Below are 24499 nucleotides of genomic sequence, written 5' to 3'. Positions count from 1 at the left end.
ATGAAGAAACGTTATTTAGGTTTGATGGCCGTCGCCTGGATGTTCAGCAGCATGGCGATGGCGCTGACGCTTGATGAGGCCAAACAGCAGGGCCGAGTGGGGGAAACGCTCAGCGGTTATATCGCGCCGGTGAAGCAGGATGCCGAAACCTTGACGCTGGTGAAAAACATTAATGCCGGGCGCACCGAAAAATACCAGCAAGTGGCAGACAGCAATCATATCGCCATCGACGATGTGGCACGTATGGCGGGGCAGAAGCTGGTAACGCGAGCCCCGGCTGGGGAATACGTGCGAGGTATTAACGGCCAGTGGCTGAAGAAATAAAAAAACGCGCCGTTGGGCGCGCAATAAAATACAGCATTGGATTTTTATGAGGGTAGTGCAGGTGTGACAGGACTTTAGTCATACGGTGGTGACTTCGCGGGGCATTACGTCCCCGCGAGTGATATCAGGCGGCAACCACATGAGTCAGTAAGGTCTTGGCGTCGGTCTGCGCTTTGGTCGCGACGTCCGGGCCGTAAGCGATGCCTTCTGCGAACACGAATTCAACGTCGGTGATACCGATAAAGCCCAGGAATAGACGCAGGTAAGGTTCTACCAGGTCAGTCGGGGTGCCTTTATGAATGCCGCCGCGGCTGGTCAGGATGATGGCGCGTTTGCCTTTCACCAGGCCTTCAGGGCCGTTTTCGGTGTAACGGAAGGTCACGCCGGCGCGGGCAATCAGGTCGAAATAGTTTTTCAACTGGGTCGGGATGCTGAAGTTGTACATCGGTGCCGCCATAACGATGGTGTCATTGGCCTGCAGTTCAGCGATCAGTTCATCGGACAAGGCCAGTGCTTCGGTCTGACGTGGGGTCAGCGGCGTATCGGAAGGGCGCAGTGCACCAACCAGCTCACCGTCCAGTACCGGAATTGGCTGGGCAGCCAGGTCACGCACGGTAATGGTGTCGTTGCCATGAGTGTTTGCCCATTGCTCAACGAAGAAATCGGCCAATTGGTTAGACTGAGAGTAGCCCGCCAGGATGCTTGATTTAAGAACCAATACTTTGCTCATCGGTAATTCCTTAGGTTAAGACAGTGACATCAGGACGGTGCGTCCCTTGCATGCAGTACACTGTATTCACATTTTACCGGCAGTGATAGCGCAATATTTCGAGACTTTTGTTCGATTTTATTGAATAACATTTTCGGCCTTAAGCGGCGGGATTATGGGGAAAAAGCGGCTTGTGCTATTCTTCGCGTCCAAAGCTAAAAACTGGCTAATTCATTACCAAACCGTTGCTGATGCTTGATACAGCAGCGATGAAACAAGGAATACCGAACGTGAAATCTCCGCTCGCGGCATTGTCTGCCCAACTGGGCGAGCTGATGCTCCGTGATCAACAGCGCCTGCAACGTCGGCTGCAGGGCGCACGAAAAATCAAAAATTCCGATGCTCAATTGGCGGCTGCCGTTGAAATCGAAAGTGACATGGCGCTGGCGTTGCGTAAGGTGCAATCCCGCGCTGCAACCTGCCCGAAAATAACCTATCCTGAAAGCCTGCCGGTCAGTCAGAAAAAACAGGATATTCTGCAGGCGATCCGTGACCATCAGGTGGTGATTGTTGCCGGTGAAACCGGTTCGGGGAAAACCACCCAGCTACCGAAAATCTGCCTGGAATTGGGGCGTGGGGTCAAAGGTCTGATCGGCCACACCCAACCCCGGCGTCTGGCTGCGCGCACAGTGGCCAACCGCATTGCTGACGAACTGGAAACTCCATTGGGCGGCAGCGTCGGTTATAAGGTGCGTTTTAACGATCAGGTTGGGGAAAATACCCTGGTCAAGCTGATGACCGACGGCATCCTGCTGGCGGAAATCCAGCAGGATCGGCTATTGATGCAGTACGATACGCTGATCATCGATGAAGCGCATGAGCGTAGCCTGAATATCGACTTTATCCTCGGCTACCTGCGCGAACTGCTACCCAAGCGCCCGGATCTGAAAGTCATCATCACCTCGGCAACCATAGATCCGCAGCGGTTTTCGCGTCACTTCAACAACGCGCCGATTATCGAAGTTTCCGGCCGCACTTATCCGGTGGAAGTTCGTTATCGCCCGGTGGTGGACGATGCTGACGATACCGACCGCGATCAACTGCAGGCGATTTTCGATGCGGTGGATGAACTTGGCCGCGAAGGGCCGGGGGATATCCTGATCTTTATGAGCGGTGAGCGCGAAATCCGTGATACCGCCGATGCATTGAACCGTCTTAATCTGCCGCATACCGAAGTCTTGCCGCTGTATGCCCGGCTTTCCAACAGCGAACAGAACCGGGTATTCCAGTCGCACCATGGTCGGCGCATTGTGCTGGCAACCAACGTGGCGGAAACCTCATTAACCGTCCCGGGCATCAAATATGTGATTGATCCGGGGACGGCGCGCATCAGCCGCTACAGCTTCCGTACCAAGGTCCAGCGCCTGCCGATTGAGCCGGTGTCTCAGGCCTCGGCCAATCAGCGTAAGGGCCGCTGCGGCCGCGTGTCGGACGGTATTTGTATTCGTCTGTATGCGGAACAGGATTTCCTGTCGCGACCGGAGTTTACCGATCCGGAGATCCTGCGCACCAACCTGGCGTCGGTGATTTTGCAGATGACCTCGCTGGGGCTGGGGGATATCGCCGCTTTCCCGTTCGTCGAGGCGCCGGACAAGCGCAATATTCTGGACGGCGTACGCCTGCTGGAAGAGCTGGGGGCGATTAAAACGGCAGAAAATGGCCATTACCAGCTTACTTCGCAGGGCCGTCAATTGGCACAGTTGCCGATCGACCCACGCCTGGCGCGTATGGTGCTGGAAGCGCAGAAGAGCGGTAGCGTGCGCGAGGTGATGATTATCACCGCGGCGTTGTCGATCCAGGATCCGCGTGAACGGCCAATGGACAAACAGCAGGCGTCGGATGAAAAGCACCGTCGCTTCGCGGATAAAGACTCGGACTTCCTGGCCTACGTGAACCTGTGGGACTGGCTGAAAGAGCAGCAAAAAGAGCATTCCTCCAGCCAGTTCCGTCGGCTGTGTCGCAATGATTTTCTGAACTACCTGCGGGTGCGCGAATGGCAGGATATTTACACCCAACTGCGCCAGGTGGTGAAAGAGCTGGGGCTGCCGGTTAACAGCGAACCCTCTGATTACCGCAGCGTACATACCGCGCTGCTGACCGGGTTGCTGTCGCACATCGGCCAGAAAGATGCCGACAAACAGGAATTCACTGGTGCCCGCAACGCGCGCTTCTCCATTTTCCCGGGGTCCGGCCTGTTCAAGAAGCCGCCGAAGTGGACCATGGTGGCCGAACTGGTGGAAACCAGCCGCCTGTGGGGGCGCATTGCCGCACGTATCGAGCCGGAGTGGATAGAACCGCTGGCTCAGCATCTGGTGAAGCACAGCTACAGCGAGCCTCACTGGTCTAAATCCCAGGGGGCGGTGATGGCCAGCGAAAAAGTGACGCTGTTCGGGCTGCCGATTGTTGCCGCGCGCTCGGTCAATTACAGCACCATTGATCCGCTGCTGTGCCGTGAGCTGTTTATTCGCCATGCGTTGGTGGAAGGTGACTGGCAGACGCGACATGCGTTCTTTGCCGCAAACCTGAAACTGCGTGCCGAAGTGGAAGAGCTGGAACATAAATCGCGCCGCCGTGACATTTTGGTGGACGACGAAACCCTGTTTGCTTTCTACGATCAGCGCATTCCAAACGATGTGGTGTCCGGACGCCATTTCGATAACTGGTGGAAAAACGCCGGTAAGCAAAATTCAGACCTGCTCAGTTTTGAAAAAGAAATGCTGATCAAAGACGGTGCCAATCAGGTCAGTGCGCTGGACTACCCAAACACCTGGTACCAGGGCAACCTCAAACTGCGCCTGACTTACCAGTTTGAACCGGGCACTGACGCCGATGGCGTTACGGTACACATTCCGCTGCCTATTCTTAATCAGGTTGAACAACAGGGCTTCGAATGGCAGATCCCGGGCATTCGTCGGGAACTGATCATTGCCCTGATCAAGTCATTGCCGAAGCCGGTACGCCGCAACTTTGTACCGGCGCCGAACTACGCCGAAGCTTTCCTGGGGCGGGCGACGCCGTTGGAAATGCCGCTGTTGGATTCGCTGGAGCGCGAACTGCGCCGTATGACCGGCGTGACGGTGTCACGTGAAGACTGGCAATGGGATCAGGTGCCCGATCACCTCAAGATGACATTCCGGGTGGTGGGGGAAAAACACAAAACCCTGCGTGAAGGCAAAGATCTGACGGCATTGAAGCTCAAGCTGAAGGATAAGGTGCAGGAAACGCTGTCGGCAGTGGCGGACGATGGGCTGGAACAAAGCAATCTGCATATCTGGAGCTTTGGCAAACTGCCAGAGTTTTATGAGCAGAAGCGCGGTGGCTACTCGATGAAGGCTTACCCGGCGCTGGTGGACGAAAAAGACAGCGTGGCGATCCGCCTGTTCGACAGCGAGCAAGAGCAGCGACAGGCGATGTGGCAGGGCACGCGTCGCCTGCTGCTGTTGAATATTCCTTCGCCTATCAAATATCTGCATGAAAAGCTGCCGAACAAGGCCAAACTGGGGCTGTACTTTAACCCTTACGGCAGAGTGCTGGATCTGATCGACGATTGTATCTCGTGCGGCATCGACAAACTGATCGCAGAACACGGCGGGCCGGTGTGGCAGGAGGAAAACTTTGCCCGTCTGCAGGAACTGGTGCGCGGCGAACTGAATGAAACGGTGGTGGGCGTGGCCAAACAGGTCGAACAAATCCTGACTGCGGTGTTTAACATCAACAAGCGCCTGAAAGGCCGGGTTGATATCTCGTTGGCGCTGGCGCTGTCGGATATTAAAACTCAGCTCGGCGCTCTGGTTTATCGTGGGTTCGTCACCAACAACGGCTGGAAACGCCTGCCGGATACCTTACGTTATCTGCAGGCGATTGAACGTCGGCTGGAGAAGCTGGCCATCGATCCGCACCGTGACCGCGCGCAAATGATACGGGTGGAGCAGGTGCAGCAGGCCTGGCAGCAGTGGCTGAACAAGCTGCCGCCGAAACGCCTGCAGGATGACGAGGTGAAAGAGGTGCGCTGGATGATTGAGGAGCTGCGCGTCAGTCTGTTCGCCCAGCAACTGGGCACACCTTATCCGATCTCAGACAAGCGTATCCTGCAGACTATCGAGCAGCTTTCGGGTTAGGCGGCGCACGCAGGCAGCCTGCACAGCTCAGGCACAGCAGGCTGCACAGTAACAGCGTTGCAGTCAGACTTTGTCCAATGGCGGCCAGAGACAGCCCCGCGCCAATCAACAGATAGTAAAGCAGGCCAAAGACGGCCCCGGCGGTGCCCAGGCGCTGCCGGTAGCGGTTCAGCGCCTGGCTCAACACGTTGGGGATAGCCAATCCGAAAGCCAGAGTGATCAGCATGCAGGGCAATAGCATCATCAGGCTGTGCTGCCAGTAACTTAACGCCAGCGCGGCACCGAGTGCCAGCAGGCTACCCAACAGAATCTGGGTTTTGGCGCAGACGCCTCTGGTCAACAGATAACGGTTCAACAGTGATCCAAGTAAGCTACCCAGTGCTAATACGATGCCGGAATAACCAAACTGCTGGCTACTTAACCCCAGTTGTTCGAAAATGAACGGTGCCAGGCTGAAGTAGCTGAAGACCATGATATTAAAGCCCGCGACCAATAACGCGGAATACCAGATTTGTCGATCGCACAGAATATCCCAGCCGCTGCCTGTGGCGGTTGCAGCCACTGCTACGGTTACCGGCCGCGTTTCCGGCAGGACCCGCCAGCACCAAATCAATAGAACTAGCGCCAGTAGCCACTGGGCGGCAAATATCGCCATACTGCCGCCCCAGGCGACTAACACCCCACCGGTCAACATGCCCAGCACTGGGCTGAGCGACAAGGCGATGCCGAGGATCGAAAAGACTTTTCCCAGCGCCTGTCCCTGATAGACATCACGCAGCATGGTTTGCGTCACTATGGAGCCGACCGCAGCGCCGAACGCGATGCTCGCGCGAGCTATCAGCAACAGCGTGAAGTGCTGACTCAGCAGCGCCATCACGGCCCCGATGAGATAGACCGCCAGACCCGCCAGCATGGTTATCCTGCGGCCCAGGCGATCGCATATTACCCCCCAGAATGCGACACCCAGGGCAAAAGCGAAGAAATAGACTGACAGAGTTTGGCTGGCCTGAGCCGCACTGACGTTGAAGTCGCTACGTATCGCCGTGAGTGCCGGGCTGTAGAGGGTTTCGAGCACCTGGGGCGCCATAATGGTGGCCACCATCAACGGCAGGGGTAAACGTGACATGAGAATTAACCTTTACGGGTGAAGAATCGCGCCAGTATAGGGAAATACTCAGTGTTCAATTACAATCATCAGGACAAAGAATAACGAAAAAAGGACATTGTGATGGCATGGCTCTCCCAACAAGATAGCTTTGATCCGGACGTCTGGTCAGCGCCGGTGTTGGGCATGGCTGCCGAGTTAGTCGGAGGGCATGATTCTGCTGAGCATAGGCATCGCCGTGCACAATTACTCTATGCCCCTCGCGGTTGTATGACGGTGACCCTTACCGATCGCTGGTTGATCCTGCCGCCAACGCGCTGCCTGTGGATCCCTGGTGGCATCCGACACCGGGTGCAACTCCGGGGGCAGGTGGCTTATCGTTCCGTCTGGCTGGACCCTGAGTTGACATCCGTTATGCCGCAAGAATGCGCGGTGCTGGCGGTAAATCCCTTGTTGGCGGCGGTGGTTGAACGTATCGCCTATTGGCCATTCAATCAGGCTGTCAATTGCCCGGCTGCGCGTGATTTGCTGCCCGTATTGGTCAATGAGCTACATGCGGCAAGGTTGGAGAGTACCGGCCTGATATTACCGCGAGATCGGCGGTTGGTTCACTGGCTGGAGGGGCTTGATCGGCGAGATGAACTGCCGGGATTGGCGGTTTTGGCGCAGAGCCTGAACCTACATGCCAAAACGCTGACGCGCATTTTCCAGCGCGAGAGCGGGCTGAGTTACCAGCAATGGAGCCAGCAATGGCGGCTGATGCGGGCAATTGAATTGTTGGCAGAGCTGCCTTCAGTCAGCTCAGTCGCCCAACGCCTGAGTTTTTCCAGTGACAGCGCCTTTATTGCGTTTTTCCGTCAGTTCACCGGTACCACGCCCAGGCGCTTTATGATGGGGGATTTGCCTACGGAGACCGGCGAGGAACCCCACGCCGGTACATGACTGTTTACTTTCCTGCCGCCAGCGCGTCCAGCGCATCGCGAATGCCGGTCACTGCCAGCGCACGGTTATCGGCGCGGTAACGATCTTTGGCTGCCGGTGCAGAACTTTGAATGGCAATCAGCCGCCAGCCGTCGGCAGTTTTCAGTAGTAACGGCGAACCGCTATCGCCGGGCAGGGTATCGCACTGGTGTGACAGGACGCCTTGTTGCGCCCAGCCGGTCACTTTGCAGTTCAGGTGGCTGTAGAGATCGTCCAGATGATCCTCCGGATATCCCGCCTGGGTAATCAGCCGTTTGGCTTGTTTCATTGCCTGGGTCAGCGCCTTGCTGTCGCCTTGCCACAACGGCAACGGCTTAATCGGCAAGGTTTGTTTATCCTTCAGACGGATCAGGGCAAAGTCATAGGCCGCCGCCGCAGGTGGTACAATCCAGCCTTCACCGTCAGGTTTGAGTTTTTTGCCCAGTTTGCGATCAACCAGCGTCTCAAGATTGTCGGTTTGGTATTTCCAGGTCTTATTGCCGGCCACAAAACGTAGCGCAATGGCTTTGTCCAGTTGGCCCGGTGGTGCCAGCACGCAGTGGCCTGCGGTGAGCGCCAGATGCGGAGAGATTAACGTAGCGGTGCACAAATTACCGCTGGCGGTTTCCACCTGTCCAATTGCCTGCCACGGCCAACCGTCGGTTTCCGTCACTTTTATGCGTTCATCCTTGCCAAAAAATAAGCGGGTTTGCTCAGCAGTCGACGCATCGGAAGGGCTGTCGGCCCGTGCTGAGAGGGAGAGTGCGAGCGGGAATGAGCACAGCAACAGCAAAACGGTTATGCGCATAGGTTTCTTGCCTGGAAAATACGGATCATCCATAAACACACGGAATGGTAACTATAGACTGATTTAGTCGCCGTGTGGATGGACAGTGATTGATTTTTCAATAATTTTCAATCCAGAGGGCTGTGCGGCTACAGATAAAAAAAGGCGGCAATCAGTCCGCAGAGGATAAGCGTGGTCAAAATTATTTCAAATAAGTAGCGGCGCAGCATGATGAGAACCCCCGATGAAAAAACACCCGGCGAACCGGGTGTTGGATAACTCAAGCCTGAACGGGTGAGGGGAGCCTCACGTTAGTTGCTGTTATGCCGCTTTTTTGTGGTGTTTTTTAGTTGCCTGGGCTTTCTGAGCAGGTGCTTTTTTGTGGTGTTTTTTGGCTGTCTGAGCTTTTTGAACCGGCGCTTTCTTCACGTGATGTTTTTTCACGTGAGTGGTCTTGGCTGGTGCAGCCGTGGTGGCGGTCGCCGTCGCCGCTGGTGCGGTAGTGGCAGCGTCAGCAGCGAAGGCAACAGAAGACAGACCCATTGCAGCGGCAACAACCAGAGCTAATACTTTTTTCATTGTTGATTCCTCAAATTACTCATCATGTATCAAGCCCACTGCGGGGCCGGTGATAAGATAGTAGGCAAACTGCGGAATGCTTTCCGTAAGTGATTGGTTTCGGCGTGTAACCTAATGTACATCTCGAAAACGGGTGGCTTGACTAACCGGGTACATCGTTCTTTTTGATCCATTTTAGTTACAACATACTTTAAGTGGATAGCCAACCCGCACTCTGCGGCCTGGGTGTCTTGGATAGGGGCCGTACACTATGGAATACTCATGGCAAAGCAGGGGAAAAAGGCACGGGGTTAGCCGTGCCAGGGGATCTTACAGGTAACGGCTTTCCAGATGCTTACGGAAATAGTCTGGGTTCAGGCTCTCACCTGTCGCATTGGCGATCAGGGTATTGGTAGGGAAACGGCTACCGTGCCGCCAGATATTCTGTTTCAGCCAATGGAACAACGGGGTCAGGTTGCCTTCGGCAATGTCACGGTCCAGTGTTGGCAGAGCTTTGCGTACGCTGTGGAACAGTTGTGCAGCATACATGGCACCCAGGGTGTAAGTCGGGAAGTAACCGAAGGCACCGTCGGTCCAGTGAATATCCTGCATACAGCCGTTACGGTAGTTGCCGATAGTATCGAGGCTCAGGTAGCCGTGCATTTTCTCGCCCCATAGCGCCGGGATATCTTCTACCTCGATCTCGCCTTCGACCAGAGCCTTCTCGATTTCATAGCGTAGTATCACGTGCGCTGGGTAGCTCACTTCGTCAGCGTCTACACGGATCAGACCTGGCTTCACGCGTTGATTTAGTCGGATGAAGTTACTTTCTTCCAGCGCCGGTTGCTCGCCGAATTTTTTGACCACCAGTGGACGCAAGATCTTCAGGAAATCGCTGCCGCGTGCCAGTTGCATTTCAAACAGCAGGCTTTGTGACTCATGGATAGCGGTAGAACGTGCCTGGGCTACCGGCTGACCCAACCATTCGCGTGGCAGATTTTGTTCGTAACGAGCATGGCCGGTCTCATGCACGATACCGAGCAACGCGGTCAGGAATTCTTTATCGTTGTAGCGGGTGGTAATACGAACATCTTCCGGTACGCCGCCGCAGAATGGGTGGGCGCTGACGTCCACGCGACCGCTGTCGAAGTTAAAACCGAGCAGTTTCATCACGCTCAGGCTAAGTTGACGTTGAGTTTCCACATTGAACGGCCCCTGCGGAACCAGACAAGGCTCCTGAGCCTGTTTAGCCACTACCTTTTGCAGCAGGTCGGGTAGCCAGGTTTTCAAATCGCCAAAGATGCGGTCAATATCGCGGCTGCGCATCCCCGGTTCGTAAAGGTTCAACAGGGCATCATAGCGACTGCTACCTACCGCTTCGGCACGGATCTGCGCTTCCTGACGGCTCAGCTTGACCACTTCACGCAGATTTTCCGCGAAGCCTTCCCAGTCGTTGGCAGGGCGTTGGGAGCGCCAGGCGTGCTCGCAGCGTGCGCCAGCCAGGGATTTAGCTTCGACCAATGATTCTGGTACCAGCACGGCGTTGTCGTAATGTCGACGCATTTCCAGCAAATTAGCCTGGTCCATGTCGTCCAGCGTTTCTTGCTGCGCGCGTTCAAACAGACGACCGGTTTTATCCGAGGTTAAAATCTGATGTTGCAATACGCTTAGCTCAGCCAGTGCCTCTGAGCGTGCTTTGCTGCCGCCCGGTGGCATCATGGTCTGCATGTCCCAGCCGGCAATGGCGGAGAGGTGACCGAAGCGTGACAGGCGGGTGAAAATGGTACGCAGTTCGTCGTAGGAAGAAGGGGAATGTGCAGATGTCATCGTTTAGCTCCATTTTTTGTAAACCGGATAACTCTTTCGCGTGTTTATGCTGCCACCTAAACGGGGTTACACCGGGTCTGCTTTTAAATTGAAAGTGGGCTTTAGCGGCCAACAGAAGCGGAAGCTGGCACCGCCCAGAGGACTGGCGTCAACGTAGACCTGGCCCTGATAGGCCACGGAAATGGAATGAACAATCGCCAGACCCAGCCCGCAGCCGCCAGTAGCGCGATCGCGGCTGGGATCGAGACGTACAAAGGGCTCGAATACCCGCTCACGTTCTTCCGGTGGAATGCCTGGCCCATCGTCCTCTACCTGCAGGCAGGCGTTGTCACCGTCAAACCACAGGCCGATGCGCAAGCGTTGCTCACTATAACGCAGCGCATTATTCACCAGATTATCCAGCACCCGTTCCATTAGCCGTAAATCGACGCCGCCAAAATCACCGACGTGCGGGATGTTCAATTCGATTTCACGTTCCGGGTGGATCAGGCGCAGGTCGTCAGCCTTGTCTTCCAACCATTTGGGTAAATCCAGCGGTTCTATATTGAGTGTTACCTGCGGACGGTCCAATCGTGCATAGGTCAGCAGTTCGTCAATCAGTGACTCCAACTGACCGATATCGCGATTCAGCGCCTGCTGTTCACTGTCGGAAAGGTTATCGCTCATCGCCAGACGGTAACGTAGCCGTACCAGCGGGGTGCGCAGTTCATGGGCGATACCGTCTATCAACTGTTTCTTGCTGGCGATCAGCGTATTGACGTTATCCGCCATCTGGTTAAAGGCCACGCCAAGCCGGTTTAGGCTGGAGGTAGGGTCGAAATGGGTTCGCTCATCCAGATGCCCGGCCCCCAGACGTTGAGCCGCGTTTTCCAACTTCAGCATGTCCTGCCAGTGCGGACGCATCCACAGAAATACCGGCAGTGCCAGAGACATGCCGATAAACACCAGCAGCGCCAAATCCAACAGCCGCATTTGGTGCAGGTAGAACAGATAAGGGATCGGGCCGACTACCAGCACGTAGTGGCTACGTGGGATGCGCTGCATAAAGGTGTATTGGTCGTCAAGCGCGATGATTTCCCCAAGACGCAGCCGTTTTTTTAAATCTTCACTCAAATCCTGTTTACCGAGCGGCTCGATATGCAGTTTAAACGACAGATTTAAGTCCAGCGTGGCGATGGTCTTGTTCCAGTCTTTCAGCGGAATTTCCCGCAGTTCGCTGCGCATCAGGTACAGCGAGCTTTTCATCAGGTCGTCCATCGACTGGCGGCCTGCGCGTTCGGCGGTGACTTTGTACACCAGACCCACCAGCATCGCCATCACCAGGAAACACACGAAAAGCAGCAGAAAGAACTGCACAAAGAGCTTTCTCATTGCTGCACGAACTCCCAGGCATTTGGAGCGAACAGGTAGCCTTTATTACGGACGGTTTTGACGCGGAAGGGTTCCAGGGCATTGTCGTACAGCTTGCGGCGCAGGCGGGAAATAGCCACGTCGATACTGCGATCCAGGCCGTCGTAACTCACGCCACGCAGGTTTTGCAGCAGGGCTTCTCGATCCATTATTTGCCCGGCGTGGGTGGCCAGTTCCCACAGCAGATCAAAGTCTGAGGTGGAAAGGGTGATGACCTCTTCACCCAGTGTCACCTGCCGGTTGACCGGGTCGATGCATAACAAGCCAAAGTGCAGGGCGTTGTGTTGCGTGAGCGGTTGCGTTGACTCTTCCTTTGGCTGGCCGCCATGCTGACGCAGGTGTAAACGCAGTCGCGCGAGTAACACTGCCGGTGGCGTGGTCTTCAGGATGTAATCGTTAGCGCCCATTTCCAGCGAAAGAATATGGTTCATATCGCTGTCGAGTGAGGTGAGCAGCACGATCGGGCCGGGGAAGGTTGGACGCAAATCACGGCACAGCGTCATACCGTCCTTACCGGGCAACATAATATCCAGCATTACCAGATCCGGCTGCTCCAGCTCGATGCGCGCCTGTGCACTGTCGCCGCGTGGCTCAATCAACACTTCAATGTCGTGCTTGCCCAGATAGGCGGCAATCAGTTTGCCGACTTCGGGATCGTCTTCTACAAAAACAATTTTATGCATATTCAGCGGTTTTATCAGAATAACGAAGTTCAGCATAACGCGGGGTTCCGCGATACGCCATGCAGATCCTGGTGTTAGCGCAGTGGACGTCCGCCGTCGACACCATGGGTGCGGCCGGTGACATAGCGGCTGTCCAGCAGATAGTTCACCAGATTAACCACTTCGCTCTCGCCTGGGGCGATTTTCATCAGTGATTTTGCCAATGCCTGTTGCCGATAATGCTCGTCGTCACCCGGATTGAAAATAATCAGCGCCGGTGCGATGGCATTGACTTTCACTTCGGGTGCCAGCTTGCGGGCAAACGAACGGGTCATATTGTCCAGCGCAGCCTTGCTGGCAGCATAGGCAATGTGTTTGTCGCTGCCTTTCTCCACCACATAGTCGGTCAGATGGATGATATCCGCGCCGGCTTGCCCCTGGCCCAACAGACAAGATTCCAGCAGTTGATTGAGCAGATAAGGCGTATAAACGTGAATTTGCAGCATGGCCGCCATCACTTGCTCCGGCGGCACTTCCGGTGATTCGGCCTGCCAGGCGCTGGCGTTGTGGATCACCGCGCGCAGTTTGGGGGCAGCCAGGCGAACCTGCTCGGCGAAATGATAGATACCGTCGTGCGTTGAGAAATCGCACTGAATGCAGGTTGCTCCCAGTCTTTTCAGTTCGCTCAGCGCCGGGTAGTCGCTGCGATAGGCAATGATCACGGGAATATCGCGTTGCAAGAATGACCTGGCCAAGGCTAGTCCAATCCGGCGTGCGCCGCCCGTAATCAGCACCGGTGCAGAGTTGTGAAGTTCCATCGATTAAAGCTCCTGGACAGACTGGCAAACAATAGGGGAATTATGCCATTATACGGCGGAAATTCGTTAAAGCTTCGCATCGATTATCCATTTCAGGATGTAATACACGGCAATGAGAGGAAGGGATGAACAGCAGTCACCTTGCACCCGTCGCCCGCAGTGAGAAAATCTGTTTTGATTACATGGATTTTCTGTCCGCATCGTGCAAGAAGCACTGGCGCTTTGTTGATGCAATTTATGGCGTGATGCCATTTTTTGGCATGGTATTGAAATCACAGGCTTCCGCTTCGCAAACACGGAAAGAGCAGTTGAAAGCGTTGGCGCTGCAGGTGGTTTCCACCCAGGTTAGCGATGAAACCAACATCGTGCGCCTGATCGATCTGGCCCAGCAGCAGGGGCTGGCAGTATTCGACATTAAGCTGCCTTACGCTTTGGACACGCAGCAGTTGGCGACCATTCAACAAGAGTGCGTTGAGGGAGTGATTATCTCTCAGGTTGGGGAACGCATGACCATCAGTCTGCGCACATCTCAACGTAACTGACCGGGTGATCCCACCCGGCCATTCTTCACTTACTGCAGCATAAACCAGCCGGCCGGGATCGTGGCCATCAACAGCAGAAAGATACTGCTTTTTTCCAGCCGATTCAGCAATTTGACGTCATTATGTCCGCTTCGGGCATAGATAAACACCAGCAGCCCCGGTGCATACAGCAACACCGACATCAGCAGATGCATTAACCCAGAAGCGTAGAGCAGCCAAATACCGTACAGGCAGGCACCTGTGGCGGCGAACATCAGCCGTTTGTCCTGACGACGGATCGCCACCTTAAACAGGAAGGCACCGACCAGGAAATAAGGCACCAGGATCATTTCCGAGGCGATGGTCAGCAGAGAATTATAATTGCTGCCGGTCAGCCAGATCAGCACCAGGGCGAACTGCACGGCAATATTGGTCAGCCAAAGTGAAGCCGAAGGAGCGTGATTCTTGTTCTGCTTGCAGAAAATTTTTGGGAAGGCGCCGTGTTGTGCCGCCAGCAGCGGGACTTCGGCGGCCATAATCGTCCAGCTCAGATAGGCCCCGCAGACCGAAACAATCAGCCCGGCAGCGATAATCACGTCACCCCAGGGGCCAATCAGGTCGACCATCAGCACCGCCATTGAAGGATTGCGCATTTCGGCCAGTTCGCTGCGCGGCACCACCCCCAGGGACAACAAAGTCACCAGCAGGTAAACCGCCAGTGCGGAGATCACCGCCAGCATGGTGGCACGGCCGACATCCTTTTTATGACGCGCCCGTGCTGAAACTACCACTGCGCCTTCCACACCGATAAATACCCACAGGGTAATCAGCATGGTGTTTTTTACCTGTTCCCACACCGGCTTACCGAGAGCGACGCCGTGGAAATCCAGCGTAAAGACGTCCATGTTGAACGCCATTGCCGCCAACACGGCAAACATCCCCAGCGGTAACAGCTTGGCCAGGGTCGCCACCAGATTGATGCTGGCTGCGGTTTGCACGCCACGTAACACCAGCGCGTGGACGATCCACAGCAATACGGACTCCGCCAGCAGCGCCTGCCAGGTATTGCCATCACCCAGAATGACGTTACCGCCGCGGTCGGTGAATAAACTCAGTGCGGCGAACACGATCACCAGATAAGAGACATTGGCGATCACTGCGCACAGCCAGTAACCCCAGGCGGAACAGAATCCCACCAGTTCACCAAAGCCTTCTTTCGCATAGGTAAAGATGCCGCCGTCCAGATCGGGACGCAGGCGGGTAAGCAACAGCATGGCAAAAGCCAGAAACAGGATGCCGACGCCGGTGATCGCCCAACCCAATAGCAGGGCCGCCGGGCTGGCAACCTGCGCCATGTTTTGTGGCAGGCTGAAAACCCCGGCGCCCAGCATTGAGCTCAGCACCAATGCGGTTAACGCGGTAAGACCTAGTTTTTTTTCCAATGACGGATCCTGAACGCAGAATAAACAACTGGAAGGGAACTGCTTGGCAGTAATAACCTAATGACAATTACTGAACGAATAGACAATAGCCCTAAAAATTGGCGCAAATTCTACGGCTGGATGCGTGTGGATGCAATGATTAACTATGCGTGATTTACAAAAAACTATTCAACTGGCAGGGCGGTGGACGACAAAAAAACGGGCAGCTCAATGGCTGCCCGATGGTAAACCGCAAATTGAAACTTATTTGAACAGGTCAGCGCTGACGGTTAGGTTGCCGCCGCTCTTGTTCTGCCACTGGCGGGTCACGTGATAATATTTGGCGCCTTTCTCGGCCGCACGTTTGGCAACTTCGCTAGAGACATCAGTCATGCTGTTGAAGTGGCCAGTGAAGGTCACGGAATCAAACGGCACCATCTGCGCGGCTGTCACATTGTTCACTTCCTGAATCTGAGTACCGTTCGGTAAAGTGACAGTATAACGTTTTCCGGTAGAAGACTGGGTTTCGAAGAAACGGCCTACGTCACGACTTGGTGAGCCAGAAGAGGCAACACCCGGAATTTCAACCTTGGCAGCAGCAGCGCCACCGGCAGCCAGTGCGGCCTTACCGGCTTCAGAGTCGGCTGGAATGGCATCCGGGCTCTGAACGGTACGTTTAGGGGCATCGGCTTTATAGATATAGGCGGTAATGAACTGGTTACCCCCCTGGTTGGCATCAACCTGACGCACGATAAAGTAGGAGGCTGCACCTTTCTTTTTCGCTTCTTTAGTGATGGCATCGTTGATGTCCGGCTGGCTGCGGTAGAAACCGCTGATGCTCACCGTGTCGTACGGCTCCAGCAGGAAGGCCTGTTCCTTCGGCAGCTCGGTCACCCCGTTAATCACGCGGTATTTCGGTTCTTTGCTCACTTCCGGCGCATCTTTATGATAAAGATCTGCGGTGACGCGCCAGTTGCCGCCATTGTTACTGTTGTTGCTGTCCTGGATATAGAAGGAGTCTGCACCCAGTTTGTCTGCACGGCGGGATACGGCATCAACGGCTTCATTGATGGCATTAAAGCGGCCGGTAATCGTGATGCGATCAAACGGCTTCAGCGCCGCTGCTTTTTCAGGAGTTAACTCTTGTGCCGCCTGAGCAGACAGCGCAGTGAGTGATAACAAGGCTGATGCGATGATCGTGTTCTTCAGCTTCATAAAAAATCCTTTCGCCTAGCGCATTAACGTTTATAACGTGCTGAACTGTTTAGGTGTAATTCAGCCGCCGATTATTACATGTAATCTCGGCAGGTGTCTCAGCATTTTATGTCATCGCATGAGACAAATCCCATGAAGGATTGTTTACGTCATTTGCCGTGTCATCGCCATAAGTTTCAATAATAAAGCCTTTGATGGCATAAGTGTTAATTATTCACAATTTTATAACTTCCATTCATTTTTACCGCGCAGGGCCAGATTTCTCCAGGTAAGCGCCCGTCACAATTCTGCAGCAAAAACGGTGTTGTATACGGCTTTTTGACTTTAAATTGCGATTTGTCATGTCGTTGTTTGAATTTTTATGTAAAAACAGACCTGAATGCGTAAGCAATTATGGATCATCGACCATATTTTCAGTAGGTTATAGATGGTGCCTTAATTCGTTGCCGACAAGGTTAATAAAAACCTGTCGGCCGGGGCCATCGCTATGGGTAGGAAGATAATAAACATCATCATAGACAGGTGAGAAGGGAACATTATGCGTATTGGTGTACCAAGAGAACGGTTGGCCAATGAAGCCCGGGTCGCAGCAACGCCGAAAACGGTGGAACAACTGCTGAAGTTGGGCTTTACCGTCGCGATTGAAAGCGGGGCGGGTAAACTGGCAAGTTTTGACGATAGCGCTTATGAAGCCGCTGGGGCAACAATCAACGACACCGCTGATGTCTGGCAGTCGGATCTGATTTTAAAAGTAAACGCACCGCTTGAGGACGAGATTGCGTTAATGCGCGAGGGCAGCACCCTGGTCAGCTTTATCTGGCCGGCGCAAAACCCGGAGCTGATCGCGCAGCTGGCCGCTCGCAACGTCACTGCGATGGCGATGGATTCTGTACCGCGTATCTCTCGCGCACAATCCATGGACGCACTGAGCTCAATGGCCAACATCGCCGGTTACCGTGCAATTGTTGAGGCCGCGCATGAGTTTGGCCGCTTCTTCACCGGGCAAATCACCGCTGCCGGCAAGGTTCCCCCCGCCAAGGTTATGATTATTGGTGCCGGCGTAGCGGGCCTGGCGGCCATCGGTGCTGCAGGCAGCCTGGGGGCGATTGTTCGCGCCTTCGACACCCGTCCGGAAGTCAAAGAGCAAGTACAGAGTATGGGCGCGGAATTCCTCGAGCTGGATTTTGAGGAAGAAGCGGGCAGCGGCGATGGCTATGCCAAAGTGATGTCCGAAGCCTTTATCAAGGCCGAGATGGCGCTGTTCGCCGCCCAGGCGGCCGAGGTCGACATTATTGTCACCACCGCGTTGATCCCGGGCAAACCCGCACCGAAGCTTATCACCAAAGAGATGGTAGCCTCGATGAAACCGGGTAGCGTGATCGTCGACCTGGCGGCGCAAAACGGCGGCAACTGTGAACTGACCGTGGCCGACCGCGTGACCGTTACCGACAACGGCGTGAAAATCATTGGCTATACCGATTTGCCAAGCCGCCTGCCGACGCAATCCTCACAGCTTTACGGTACCAACCTGGTTAACCTGCTGAAACTGCTGTCGAAAGAGAAAAACGGCGAAATTGACGTTGATTTTGAAGATACCGTCATCCGCGGCGTTACCGTGGTACGCAGTGGTGAAGTCACTTGGCCGGCACCGCCAATCCAGGTTTCTGCCCAGCCTAAACTGACGCAGGCCGCAGCACCGGTTGTCAAACCGGCAGCAAAACCGGTTTCACCCTGGCTGAAATATGGCCTGATGGCGCTGGCCATTATCCTGTTTGGTTGGTTGGCCAACGCCGCACCCAAAGAGTTTCTGTCTCACTTTACCGTGTTTGCGCTGGCCTGCGTGGTGGGTTACTACGTGGTATGGAACGTCAGCCATGCATTGCACACCCCGTTGATGTCGGTCACCAATGCGATCTCAGGGATTATCGTGGTCGGTGCGTTATTGCAGATTGGCCATGGCGGCTGGGTGAGTTTCCTCTCCTTTATCGCCGTGCTGATCGCCAGCATCAACATTTTTGGTGGATTCACCGTCACTCAGCGCATGCTGAAGATGTTCCGCAAGAACTAAGGGGTAGCATATGTCTGGAGGATTAGTTACAGCTGCATACATTGTTGCCGCTATCCTGTTTATCTGTAGTCTGGCTGGCCTGTCGCGTCACGAAACGTCAAAGCGGGGCAATCTGTTTGGCGTTGCCGGGATGGCCATTGCGCTGATCGCAACCATCCTCGGACCGGATTCCGGCAACGTGGGCTGGATCATCATCGCGATGATTATCGGGGGCTCCATCGGGGTTTACCTGGCGAAAAAGGTCGAAATGACCGAAATGCCAGAGCTGGTGGCGGTGCTGCACAGCTTTGTTGGCCTGGCAGCGGTGCTGGTGGGGTTAAACAGTTACCTGGATCACGGTGCGCCAATGGAGCCGGTGATGGAGAATATCCATCTGACCGAAGTGTTCCTCGGCATCTTTATCGGTGCGGTCACCTTTACCGGTTCGATTGTCGCGTTCGGCAAGCTGCGTGGCATCATCTCTTCCAAACCGCTGGCACTGCCAAATCGTCACAAAATGAACTTGGCGGCACTGGTAGTCTCCTTCCTGCTGCTGGTGGTGTTTGTTCGCGCCGACAGCGTGGGTTGGCAGACAGTGGCGCTGGTGCTGATGACCGTTATCGCGCTGGCGTTTGGTTGGCATCTGGTGGCCTCCATCGGCGGTGCCGATATGCCGGTAGTGGTGTCGATGCTCAACTCCTATTCGGGTTGGGCGGCAGCGGCAGCAGGCTTTATGTTGAGCAACGATCTGCTGATCGTGACCGGTGCGTTGGTGGGTTCTTCGGGGGCCATCCTGTCTTACATTATGTGTAAGGCGATGAACCGTTCGTTTATCAGTGTGATCGCCGGTGGCTTCGGTACCGATGGATCTTCGACCGGTAATGCGGAAGAAATGGGCGAATATCGCGAAACCACCGCGGAAGAAGTTGCTGAGCAGTTGAAGAACTCCACTTCGGTGATCATCGCCCCAGGCTACGGCATGGCGGTAGCGCAGGCGCAGTATCCGGTGGCAGAAATCACCGAGAAACTGCGCGCTCGTGGCATCAAGGTGCGTTTCGGCATTCATCCGGTTGCCGGGCGTCTACCGGGCCACATGAACGTGTTGCTGGCCGAAGCCAAGGTGCCATATGACGTGGTGCTGGAGATGGACGAAATCAATGACGATTTCGCGGATACCGACACCGTTCTGGTGATCGGTGCCAACGATACGGTGAACCCGGCTGCACTGGAAGATCCGCGCAGCCCAATCGCCGGAATGCCAGTGCTGGAAGTGTGGAAAGCGCAGAACGTCGTTGCCTTTAAGCGTTCAATGAATACCGGCTATGCTGGCGTGCAGAACCCGCTGTTCTTTAAAGAGAACACCCAGATGCTGTTTGGCGATGCCAAAGAGAGTGTGGAAGCGATACTGCGTGCGTTGCAGGCGTAATGCTAAGAAATAAAAACGGGCCTTTTTGGCCCGTTAGGTTGCTGACAAAGCAGGAAAAAACGTGGTTTTTCCTGCTTTGTGGTGAGCAGCCGAAAATCAATAAATTGATTTTCCTGATTTTTATTTATCGGCATCTACTCGTTCTGGACAGGAATGAGTTTTGTCATCAGTCTGACGGGCCTTTTTGGCCCGTTTTTTTATGCGTCAATCATCAATCCTCGTCGTCATGCTCATCGTCTTCGTCGGCTTCGATCGGGCAATTGAAGTTTTCGGGCTTAATCACCAGTAGGTCACATTTCAGATGGTCGATCACATGTTCTGCCGTGTTGCCGATAAACGCTGCCGAAATGCCGGTACGACCGAGCGTGCCCAATACCACCACACCCGCTTGCAAGTGCTCGGCCAAATCGGGGATTACTTCTTCGGGCAGGCCTTTTTCAACGTGGGTAAATTCTTCTTTAATGCAGAACTTTTGCCTTAACGCCTTCATGGCGATCAGGTGCTGCCCGCGAATGGCGTCGTTGTAGACGCTGGGGTCAAAGTCCGGTAGTTCGATAGCAATATTGATGGGGGTAACGGGGTAGGCACCAACCAGGTGAACTTCAGTTTGGTTGACGTTTTGCGCTAGTTCAACGGTTTCCTGCACCAGCTTGATGTTCAATGGGTCATGGTAAGGTTCTTCGCTGGCAAGATTGACCGCCACCACCGCTTTGCTGCCTTCCTGCCAGGGTTGGTCTTTGACCATCCACACCGGGCAAGGGCATTTTCGTAACAGATGCCAATCGGTTGGGGTGAAAATAACGGATTCGAGGCGGTCGTGTTGATGGGCCATTTTTAGCAGCAGGTCGTGCTTGCCGGCGATCACTTCCAGAATAATCGCTTCATAAGGGCGGTTATGCCAAACCACTTTGATTTCAATAGGAACGCCTTCGTCGAGGTAAAAACGGCATTGCTCGTTGATCCATGCGGCACGTTGGCTGATAACGCCTTGTCGCATCGCCGTCCTTTCATCCGGGGAGAGCAAGGTCGTCATCTCGTAAGAGAAGTCGTAAATAGGGAGGAAGGCCTTAATGCGCCCGCCATTTCGTTTAATCAGGTACACCGCCCGGCGCAGCGCCGGCTGGTCATCCTGGTTGGGGTCAATAGCCACCAGAAGATTCTGATACTTCGCCATAGGGCCTCCTTACAGCTGAAAATCAAACAGTCTGTCAATTTACAGAGTAACCCAACATTGAAAAACAGAACAGCAGCAGAGATGTGCCGGGTCAATAATTCTGTTGAATTACTAACCCAGCTTGGGATCAGGCGTTTACGGTCACGTTAATGCGTGGCGTACCGGCCAGCACCGACAGGGCGTCGACGTTTTCGATAGTGATGTATTTGCCTTTAACGCTGAGGATTTCGCTTTTCTGGAAGCGGCCCAGCAGACGGCTGATGGTTTCTACCGTCAGGCCAAGGTAGTTGCCGATGTCGCCACGAGTCATGGTCAGGCGGAACTCACGTGGTGAGAAACCGCGTTCTGCAAAACGGCGCGACAGGTTATAGACGAAGGCGGCCAGGCGCTCTTCGGCATTTTTCTTCGACAACAGCAGGATCATGTCCTGATCGCCTTTAATCTCGCCGCTCATCAGACGCATGATTTGCTGGCGCAGGTTAGGCATTTTACCGGACAGGTCATCCAGAGTTTCGAACGGGATCTCGCACACCATGGAGGTTTCCAGCGCCTGGGCGAAACTTGGATGCTTCAGGCCGCCAATGGCATCAAAACCGACCAGATCGCCCGCCAAGTGAAAACCGGTGATCTGCTCATCGCCTTGCTCGGTGATGGTATAACTTTTGATGGTCCCGGAGCGGATAGCGTACAGCGATTTCAGTTCATCGCCAGCCTTGAACAGGGTCTGGCCCTTCTGGATAGGTTTTTTCCTTTCGATAATGTTGTCGAGCTGGTCCAACTCATGAGCATTAAGGGTAAAAGGAATACACAGTTGGCTGATACTGCAATCCTGACAATGGATCGCACAACCACCAGACTGGATACGACGAATCACGCGTTTTTCCGGGATCATAGATTACGCTCATTCAATAATTGATATGCGTCAATTTTAACATCTTTTGCGGCAGGTGATAAGGGTAGCATTAATAACAACGGGGGAATTCTGTGCGAATTACACGCAACCATACCGCAGTATATTCTGTGGTTTCCTGAAATGTTTTATTTCTTTGGTAGTTATATCAATGTGTAACGCTTACCGCAGTTGGGGTGTTTTGCGATGTCCCGGCTGCGGTGCGATTTGCGATTAAAGCTATTCGTTCTGCAAATAGCCTTCATGCTTTAACAGCCACTGTTTGCGCTGAACCCCGCCGGCATAGCCGGTCAAGGCGCCTTGCGAGCCAATCACCCGGTGACAGGGCACCACGATGCTGATGGGGTTGGAGCCGTTGGCCATACCGACCGCGCGTGAGGCCGTCGGGCGACCTATGCGTTTTGCGAGTTCGCCATAGGTAATGATCTCCCCACAAGGGATCTGGCGTAGTTGCTGCCACACGCTACGTTGGAATTCGGTACCGGCAGTCATCACCGGCAATTGGTCAATAACATCCAGTTCACCTGAAAAATAGCGCTGCATGGCATCGGTCAGACCGCCAGGGTTGGATGTGTCTACCAGTTGGAAGCGATCGGCACGGTAGTGGGTATTCAGCAGTTTCATCAGGCGTACTTCATGCTCAGTCCAGTCGATAGCGCGTAACCGGTCCTGTTCATCGGCAATCAGTACCAGTTCACCTACTGGTGTCGCCATACGGTCAATAAAAAAAGTTTGCATATGATTACTCCTTTCGTTTGATGAGGGGATTATTACACGAAATGCGGGGGAGCGATGGCGGATTCCGGACATGAAGATGGGGCGATAAGAAAGTTCGCCCCATCTCAAGGTATGTTTCGTTCAGCTCGGGATGAACACCATTAATGAATCTGCGGATTGATAAAATAACACTGTATTTCTTCTTGGCTATATTAACACTTATTATCTGCTTTCAAGAATGTGATTTCGTGGTTAATTATAACTTACGGTCACTCTCTTAAGTGATGAGTTATTATTAACGAGTTCGGTAGTTGCGGAGGAAACTAATTCTGATGACATCATCTCTAAAGGCCTTGTGATAAAGCCAAAGGTTTCATCACTGATTTCACGGTAACAGGATGAGATGAGTTTTCCATTATTGTGGCTTATTTCACAGGTGGGGGCGGCTATCTTCCCGGTGAAATGGATCGTCCCGCCCTGTACTGCCTGCAGGGGGGCGGGGAGGAAAGCCAAAAGAGCCAATGCCATGAGAGAGTAGAACATTATTAATTCCCTTTTTAAATGAAGTGATAAAATAAGTATTTCCAATTAAACAAACTTTAAACACCTGTGTGGCGGATATCTATACTCGAAAGTTTTCCGAATGTCCGTGTTAAATGGTTTATATACTATTCTTAATTTTTATTGCCGAAAGACTTGATAATAGAGAGGGAGAGGGAAAAAACTATGATTTAGATCATGGTGACGGTGGCTTAATGATTAGCCGGCGAATGTAGCGGATATACTGTGAACTACGTCACGTTAAAAAAATGGTTATGGCCGCAGTTGAGTCTGAAATGGCGGCCAGGTCTGGTGCTTTATCCTGAGTTACAGCATGCCACTGCTGCCACAGATGCGGATTTTCTCGGCTACCACTTCTTTCATCGCCAGTTTTCCGGGCACGATATACTTGCGCGGGTCGTTAGCGTCCGGGTGCTGAGAGAAATAGCTTTTTACCGCATCGGCAAAGGCGATTTTTAGCTCGGTAGCCACGTTGACCTTGCAAACGCCCAGTGAAATGGCGCGTTTGACCATGGCTTCAGGAATACCGGAAGCGCCGTGCAGTACCAGCGGAATATCGACCTGTTCGCGGATTAGCGCCAGACGTTCAAAATCCAGTTTGGGTTCGCCGTGGTACAGTCCGTGGGCGGAACCAATCGCCACTGCCAGTGAATCGATACCGGTCGCGTTAACAAATTCTCGTGCGGCGGCCGGATCGGTAAAGAAGCTGTCGGTAGAATCGACAATCAGGTCATCCTCCTGGCCGCCGAGCCGGCCCAGTTCCGCCTCCACGCTGGCACCGTAGCGGTGGCACAGCGCCACGGCCTCGGCAACCTTGGCAATATTTTGCGCGAATGGCAGGTGTGAACCGTCGATCATCACCGAGCGGATACCGCTTTTGACTTTATATTCGATGTCATCCATTTCTTCGTGATGGTCCAGGTGCAGCGCCAATGGTAGATCGTAACGATGGGCGGCGGCCTGGCAGATGCCGATCAAATAGTCGGTGCCGGCATAGCTAAAGGTGCCGGGCGTACCCGCCATAATCACCGGTGAGCCCAGTTCGGCGGCGGTTTCTGCCACCACCTGTACGGTTTCCAGATTATGGACGTTGAACGCCGGCACGGCATAACCCTGGCGCTGCGCTTTTAACAGCATTTCGCGGTTGGATATCAGGTACATAGAGACTC

21 protein-coding genes are annotated in these 24499 nt (G+C 54.1%); 6 read left to right on the top strand and 15 right to left on the bottom strand.

Annotation, left to right across the window (positions count from 1 at the left end):
• On the top strand, positions 1-324 hold the full coding sequence (locus ACUTQ5_RS13285) for a YdbL family protein (RefSeq protein ID WP_445651634.1): 324 nt from the start codon (positions 1-3) through the stop codon (positions 322-324).
• A 124-nt stretch (positions 325-448) separates the two neighbouring features.
• Here the strand turns inward: ACUTQ5_RS13285 and ACUTQ5_RS13280 are convergent, their stop codons facing one another.
• Complete coding sequence (locus tag ACUTQ5_RS13280) at positions 449-1054, bottom strand: FMN-dependent NADH-azoreductase (RefSeq protein WP_445651633.1); 606 nt, start codon at positions 1052-1054, stop codon at positions 449-451.
• Between the two features lie 269 nt (positions 1055-1323).
• Between ACUTQ5_RS13280 and hrpA the strand changes: the two genes are divergently transcribed.
• Complete coding sequence (gene hrpA / locus ACUTQ5_RS13275) at positions 1324-5211, top strand: ATP-dependent RNA helicase HrpA (protein WP_445651632.1); 3888 nt, start codon at positions 1324-1326, stop codon at positions 5209-5211.
• Here the strand turns inward: hrpA and ACUTQ5_RS13270 are convergent.
• Entirely contained in the window at positions 5189-6337 is a 1149-nt protein-coding gene (locus tag ACUTQ5_RS13270) for an MFS transporter (RefSeq protein WP_445651631.1), read from the bottom strand. The two genes, hrpA and ACUTQ5_RS13270, sit on opposite strands and share 23 nt — an antisense overlap.
• Before the next feature lie 102 nt (positions 6338-6439).
• Between ACUTQ5_RS13270 and ACUTQ5_RS13265 the strand changes: the two genes are divergently transcribed.
• On the top strand, positions 6440-7258 hold the full coding sequence (locus tag ACUTQ5_RS13265; protein ID WP_445651630.1) for an AraC family transcriptional regulator: 819 nt from the start codon (positions 6440-6442) through the stop codon (positions 7256-7258).
• 4 nt (positions 7259-7262) lie between these two features.
• On the opposite strand, the gene ACUTQ5_RS13260 is transcribed toward ACUTQ5_RS13265, so the two are convergent.
• The 6 genes from ACUTQ5_RS13260 to folM all read right to left on the bottom strand — a co-directional run bounded on the left by ACUTQ5_RS13260 (position 7263) and on the right by folM (position 13338).
• On the bottom strand, positions 7263-8084 hold the full coding sequence (locus ACUTQ5_RS13260) for a trypsin-like serine peptidase (RefSeq protein WP_445651629.1): 822 nt from the start codon (positions 8082-8084) through the stop codon (positions 7263-7265).
• Between the two features lie 300 nt (positions 8085-8384).
• Positions 8385-8642 carry an acid resistance repetitive basic protein Asr gene (gene asr / locus ACUTQ5_RS13255; RefSeq protein ID WP_445651628.1) on the bottom strand — a complete coding sequence of 86 codons (258 nt, stop codon included), beginning with the start codon at positions 8640-8642 and terminating at the stop codon, positions 8385-8387.
• Between the two features lie 309 nt (positions 8643-8951).
• On the bottom strand, positions 8952-10448 hold the full coding sequence (locus ACUTQ5_RS13250) for a carboxypeptidase M32 (protein WP_445651627.1): 1497 nt from the start codon (positions 10446-10448) through the stop codon (positions 8952-8954).
• Positions 10449-10514: 66 nt separating this feature from the next.
• Positions 10515-11819 carry a two-component system sensor histidine kinase RstB gene (rstB, locus tag ACUTQ5_RS13245; RefSeq protein ID WP_445651626.1) on the bottom strand — a complete coding sequence of 435 codons (1305 nt, stop codon included), beginning with the start codon at positions 11817-11819 and terminating at the stop codon, positions 10515-10517.
• The gene (gene rstA / locus ACUTQ5_RS13240; RefSeq protein WP_445651688.1) at positions 11816-12541 is read right to left on the bottom strand and encodes a two-component system response regulator RstA; all 726 of its coding nucleotides are present in this window, start codon (positions 12539-12541) and stop codon (positions 11816-11818) included. The genes rstB and rstA overlap by 4 nt, the downstream gene beginning before the upstream one ends.
• 74 nt (positions 12542-12615) lie before the next feature.
• Positions 12616-13338 carry a dihydromonapterin reductase gene (gene folM / locus ACUTQ5_RS13235; protein WP_445651625.1) on the bottom strand — a complete coding sequence of 241 codons (723 nt, stop codon included), beginning with the start codon at positions 13336-13338 and terminating at the stop codon, positions 12616-12618.
• A gap of 125 nt (positions 13339-13463) precedes the next feature.
• Between folM and ACUTQ5_RS13230 the strand changes: the two genes are divergently transcribed.
• Positions 13464-13880, top strand: coding sequence for a hypothetical protein (locus ACUTQ5_RS13230; protein WP_445651624.1), 417 nt, complete (start codon positions 13464-13466; stop codon positions 13878-13880).
• Positions 13881-13909: 29 nt separating this feature from the next.
• Here the strand turns inward: ACUTQ5_RS13230 and ACUTQ5_RS13225 are convergent, their stop codons facing one another.
• Together ACUTQ5_RS13225 and ydgH are read right to left on the bottom strand one after the other, a co-directional pair.
• On the bottom strand, positions 13910-15301 hold the full coding sequence (locus ACUTQ5_RS13225; protein WP_445651623.1) for an amino acid permease: 1392 nt from the start codon (positions 15299-15301) through the stop codon (positions 13910-13912).
• A 243-nt stretch (positions 15302-15544) separates the two neighbouring features.
• Positions 15545-16495: a DUF1471 family protein YdgH gene (gene ydgH, locus ACUTQ5_RS13220; protein ID WP_445651622.1), complete on the bottom strand. Its 951-nt coding sequence runs from the start codon at positions 16493-16495 to the stop codon at positions 15545-15547.
• Between the two features lie 538 nt (positions 16496-17033).
• On the opposite strand from ydgH, the gene pntA reads away from it, so the two are divergent.
• Together pntA and pntB are read left to right on the top strand one after the other, a co-directional pair.
• Positions 17034-18563, top strand: a complete 1530-nt coding sequence (pntA, locus tag ACUTQ5_RS13215) for a Re/Si-specific NAD(P)(+) transhydrogenase subunit alpha (protein ID WP_445651621.1) — start codon at positions 17034-17036, stop codon at positions 18561-18563.
• 10 nt (positions 18564-18573) lie between these two features.
• Positions 18574-19968 carry a Re/Si-specific NAD(P)(+) transhydrogenase subunit beta gene (pntB, locus tag ACUTQ5_RS13210; RefSeq protein ID WP_445651620.1) on the top strand — a complete coding sequence of 465 codons (1395 nt, stop codon included), beginning with the start codon at positions 18574-18576 and terminating at the stop codon, positions 19966-19968.
• 211 nt (positions 19969-20179) lie between these two features.
• Here the strand turns inward: pntB and uspE are convergent, their stop codons facing one another.
• The 5 genes from uspE to ACUTQ5_RS13185 all read right to left on the bottom strand — a co-directional run bounded on the left by uspE (position 20180) and on the right by ACUTQ5_RS13185 (position 24491).
• Complete coding sequence (uspE, locus tag ACUTQ5_RS13205; RefSeq protein ID WP_445651619.1) at positions 20180-21142, bottom strand: universal stress protein UspE; 963 nt, start codon at positions 21140-21142, stop codon at positions 20180-20182.
• A gap of 127 nt (positions 21143-21269) precedes the next feature.
• Positions 21270-22034 carry an FNR family transcription factor gene (locus ACUTQ5_RS13200; RefSeq protein WP_012145310.1) on the bottom strand — a complete coding sequence of 255 codons (765 nt, stop codon included), beginning with the start codon at positions 22032-22034 and terminating at the stop codon, positions 21270-21272.
• Positions 22035-22271: 237 nt separating this feature from the next.
• Positions 22272-22790 carry a methylated-DNA--[protein]-cysteine S-methyltransferase gene (ogt, locus tag ACUTQ5_RS13195; RefSeq protein ID WP_445651618.1) on the bottom strand — a complete coding sequence of 173 codons (519 nt, stop codon included), beginning with the start codon at positions 22788-22790 and terminating at the stop codon, positions 22272-22274.
• Between the two features lie 231 nt (positions 22791-23021).
• Positions 23022-23312: a hypothetical protein gene (locus tag ACUTQ5_RS13190; protein WP_445651617.1), complete on the bottom strand. Its 291-nt coding sequence runs from the start codon at positions 23310-23312 to the stop codon at positions 23022-23024.
• A 324-nt stretch (positions 23313-23636) separates the two neighbouring features.
• Positions 23637-24491 (bottom strand): tagatose bisphosphate family class II aldolase, encoded by an 855-nt coding sequence (locus ACUTQ5_RS13185; RefSeq protein WP_445651616.1) that lies wholly within the window; start codon positions 24489-24491, stop codon positions 23637-23639.
• Between the last annotated feature and the right edge of the window lie 8 nt (positions 24492-24499).

The sequence above is a fragment of the Serratia sp. NA_112.1 genome, assembly GCF_052691715.1.
This window is presented reverse-complemented; position numbering and strand designations above follow the sequence as displayed.

Bases quoted from the DNA above. Each gene is read 5' to 3' on its own strand.
- ACUTQ5_RS13200 (WP_012145310.1), bottom strand. From the start codon at position 22,034: ATGATCCCGGAAAAACGCGTGATTCGTCGTATCCAGTCTGGTGGTTGT.
- asr (WP_445651628.1), bottom strand. From the start codon at position 8,642: ATGAAAAAAGTATTAGCTCTGGTTGTTGCCGCTGCAATGGGTCTGTCT.
- ACUTQ5_RS13270 (WP_445651631.1), bottom strand. From the start codon at position 6,337: ATGTCACGTTTACCCCTGCCGTTGATGGTGGCCACCATTATGGCGCCC.
- rstB (WP_445651626.1), bottom strand. From the start codon at position 11,819: ATGAGAAAGCTCTTTGTGCAGTTCTTTCTGCTGCTTTTCGTGTGTTTC.
- ACUTQ5_RS13285 (WP_445651634.1), top strand. From the start codon at position 1: ATGAAGAAACGTTATTTAGGTTTGATGGCCGTCGCCTGGATGTTCAGC.
- folM (WP_445651625.1), bottom strand. From the start codon at position 13,338: ATGGAACTTCACAACTCTGCACCGGTGCTGATTACGGGCGGCGCACGC.
- ydgH (WP_445651622.1), bottom strand. From the start codon at position 16,495: ATGAAGCTGAAGAACACGATCATCGCATCAGCCTTGTTATCACTCACT.
- ACUTQ5_RS13185 (WP_445651616.1), bottom strand. From the start codon at position 24,491: ATGTACCTGATATCCAACCGCGAAATGCTGTTAAAAGCGCAGCGCCAG.
- rstA (WP_445651688.1), bottom strand. From the start codon at position 12,541: ATGCATAAAATTGTTTTTGTAGAAGACGATCCCGAAGTCGGCAAACTG.
- pntA (WP_445651621.1), top strand. From the start codon at position 17,034: ATGCGTATTGGTGTACCAAGAGAACGGTTGGCCAATGAAGCCCGGGTC.
- ACUTQ5_RS13190 (WP_445651617.1), bottom strand. From the start codon at position 23,312: ATGTTCTACTCTCTCATGGCATTGGCTCTTTTGGCTTTCCTCCCCGCC.
- ogt (WP_445651618.1), bottom strand. From the start codon at position 22,790: ATGCAAACTTTTTTTATTGACCGTATGGCGACACCAGTAGGTGAACTG.
- ACUTQ5_RS13265 (WP_445651630.1), top strand. From the start codon at position 6,440: ATGGCATGGCTCTCCCAACAAGATAGCTTTGATCCGGACGTCTGGTCA.
- ACUTQ5_RS13250 (WP_445651627.1), bottom strand. From the start codon at position 10,448: ATGACATCTGCACATTCCCCTTCTTCCTACGACGAACTGCGTACCATT.
- ACUTQ5_RS13280 (WP_445651633.1), bottom strand. From the start codon at position 1,054: ATGAGCAAAGTATTGGTTCTTAAATCAAGCATCCTGGCGGGCTACTCT.
- ACUTQ5_RS13230 (WP_445651624.1), top strand. From the start codon at position 13,464: ATGAACAGCAGTCACCTTGCACCCGTCGCCCGCAGTGAGAAAATCTGT.
- uspE (WP_445651619.1), bottom strand. From the start codon at position 21,142: ATGGCGAAGTATCAGAATCTTCTGGTGGCTATTGACCCCAACCAGGAT.
- ACUTQ5_RS13260 (WP_445651629.1), bottom strand. From the start codon at position 8,084: ATGCGCATAACCGTTTTGCTGTTGCTGTGCTCATTCCCGCTCGCACTC.
- pntB (WP_445651620.1), top strand. From the start codon at position 18,574: ATGTCTGGAGGATTAGTTACAGCTGCATACATTGTTGCCGCTATCCTG.